Consider the following 2,703-nt stretch of genomic DNA (forward strand, 5'->3'; position numbering starts at 1 on the left):
TGCAATTTTGTATACGATGATGTAAAAGGACAAGAAAAAGAGGATTAGTTAGTTAACGCGTATATTAAAATATAAAATTTTGGAGGTATAATTATGACTAAACTTAAAGAAGTCTATAAATGCGAAATTTGTGGTAATATCGTAGAAGTTTTACATTCAGGTGATGGAGTTTTAGTTTGTTGCGGACAGCCAATGATATTACAAGTTGAAAATACAGTGGATGCAGCAAAAGAAAAGCATGTGCCAGTTATCGAAAAGGTTAAGGGTGGAGTTCTTGTTAAAGTTGGTGCTGTTGAACATCCAATGTTAGAAAAACATTATATTGAATGGATAGAAGTTCAAACTGAAAATAAAATATATAGAAAGTATCTAAACCCTGGAGATAAACCTCAAGTCCTATTTCTTGTTGAAGAAGAAGTTTTATGCGTAAGAGAATATTGTAATGTTCACGGATTATGGAAAGGTTGAAACATATTTACTAAAACAACTGGTAATGGGCTATGTTGAATATTCAGAATCTTTAAAATATTAAATTGATTTATGAATATAACATTAGATATTGATAATAGTTACCCATTATAACTACTACATATTTAAAAAATATATAGAGGAGGCAGAAATAATGAGCATGATTACTGTGAAAGATGGTACACAGATTTATTGGAGCTTGTAGAACAATTAAATAGTAAGGGCATTATATTTATATCATTAAAGGAAGCTATAGATACTACAACACCCACGGGAGTATTCATGCTCACAGTATTTGGAGCAGTTGCACAACTTGAACGTGACTATCTAAAAGATAGGCAGATGGAAGGCATATTAATTGCAGTAACAGAAGGAAAATATAAAGGACGTAAGTCTATTGAAGTACCTAAGTTATGGGATAAGTATTACAAGATGTACAAGGTAAACACTATAAAAGCAGTTGATGTTATGAAAATATTGGAATTAAAGAAAACTACATTCTATAAATTAATTAATCAATATGAAGAGAGCAATTAAGGAGGGGCAATTTGAACTGAACCACTAAAACAATACATTCAAAAGGGTAATTACATAGTTAAATTTAACCGGATGATTAACAACCCATATAAATCAACGGTTCATAAAAAAAATGAATGTACGATTTTAAACAAAATCGTACATTGGGTTTTGTCATATAATAAGCACTATCCTACCAACCATACAGGATATTGATCCTGGTAAAGTTAGTTTAGAAGAAACGTATAAATATTTGTTATTGTATTGTATAATCACACCAAGTTGTGTAAAATAATATACATACTAATTACAAAATTTAGGAGGGATACATATGCAAGAAAAAATGTTTTGTTTTCAATGTGAACAAACTGCATTTGGAAAAGGTTGTACCAAAGTAGGAGTCTGTGGAAAAACACCTGAAATCGCAGCAATGCAAGATTTGCTCATTTATCAGCTAAAAGGAATAAGTTGTTATGCTACTAAACTTCTAGCTAAAGGTGAAAAACTTGATAAGTCATGGGTTTCATTTGTTGAAAATTCATTGTTTATGACATTAACTAATGTAAATTTTGATCCTGAATCTCATATGGAAATGCTAAAAAGGTCCCAAGTGATAAAAGAGGACGCTCGAAAAAAGGCCTTAGGTGAAAAGGTAGATGGTGAAGAAGCTCTATATAATTTAAGTGATACTAAAGAACAAATTCTTGAAGATGCTAAAAAAGCAGGAGTCATGTTTGATGAGAATTTAGATGCTGATATACGCTCCGTCCGCGAAACTATAAAATATGGATTAAAAGGAATTGCAGCTTATGCACATCAAGCTAGATTCATTAAATATAATAGTGATGAGGTAGATGACTTTTATTTTATAGCTTTAGCAGTAATTACTGATGATAGTCTAAATCTTCAAGATCTTATCAAGTACTTGATTAAAACTGGTGAGATGAGTGTTAAGGTTATGGCGGTATTAAATAAAGCTAATACTGAAAAATATAGTTCTCCTTCACCTCAAAAGGTTAATGTAAACATTAAAAAAGGACCATTTATCGTAATTTCTGGTCATGATCTAAGGGACCTTGAAATGTTGCTCGAACAAACAGAAGGTAAGGGTATAAATATTTACACACATGGTGAAATGTTACCTTCACATGGATATCCTAAGTTAAATAAATCCCCTCATTTAGTAGGTAATTTTGGAAGCGCATGGCAAAATCAACAAAAGGAATTTGATGGTATACCTGGTTGTATTTTAATGACAACAAATTGCTTAATGAAACCAAGAGATTCTTACAAAGATAGGATTTTCTCAACAAGTGTTGTTGGGTGGGATGGCATAAAACATATATCAAATGATGAGAATGGCCATAAGGACTTCTCTGAAATAATAAAGAAAGCGCTTGAATTAGGTGGTTTCGAAAAAGATGAAGAAGTTAAAGAGATTGTTGTAGGATTTGGTCATGAAGCAACTTTAAGTCATGCTGAAGCAATAGTGAATGCAGTTAAAGAAGGAAAAATTAGACACTTCTTCTTAATCGGAGGATGTGATGGTGCAAGGACAGGAAGAAATTATTACACTGAATTTGCTAAGCAGGTTCCTAAGGATTGTATTATTCTCACTTTAGCTTGTGGAAAATATCGTTTTAATAAATTGGAGTTTGGTGAAGTAGCAGGACTTCCAAGATTACTAGATATAGGCCAATGTAACGATGCATATTCTGC

General features: G+C 31.8%; 3 protein-coding genes. All 3 read left to right on the forward strand.

The genetic code is table 11. The annotated features are described in order from the left end of the window. The first annotated feature begins 93 nt into the window (after nt 1-93). A complete protein-coding gene (locus VIM70_RS01410) occupies nt 94-468 on the forward strand; it encodes a desulfoferrodoxin (RefSeq protein ID WP_331943389.1) in 375 nt (124 codons plus the stop codon). A gap of 132 nt (nt 469-600) precedes the next feature. Further along, nucleotides 601-1,005 carry a recombinase family protein gene (locus VIM70_RS01415; protein ID WP_331943393.1) on the forward strand — a complete coding sequence of 135 codons (405 nt, stop codon included), beginning with the start codon at nt 601-603 and terminating at the stop codon, nt 1,003-1,005. A 310-nt stretch (nt 1,006-1,315) separates the two neighbouring features. Next, on the forward strand, nt 1,316-2,703 hold a 1,388-nt coding region (hcp, locus tag VIM70_RS01420; RefSeq protein ID WP_331943391.1), incomplete at its 3' end, for a hydroxylamine reductase.

It is taken from the genome of Clostridium sp. (genome assembly GCF_036569345.1).
In the GTDB taxonomy this organism is placed as follows: domain Bacteria; phylum Bacillota; class Clostridia; order Clostridiales; family Clostridiaceae; genus Clostridium_AD.

Coding starts and splice junctions, on each gene's coding strand:
- VIM70_RS01410 (WP_331943389.1), top strand. CDS start 94: ATGACTAAACTTAAAGAAGTCTATAAATGCGAAATTTGTGGTAATATC.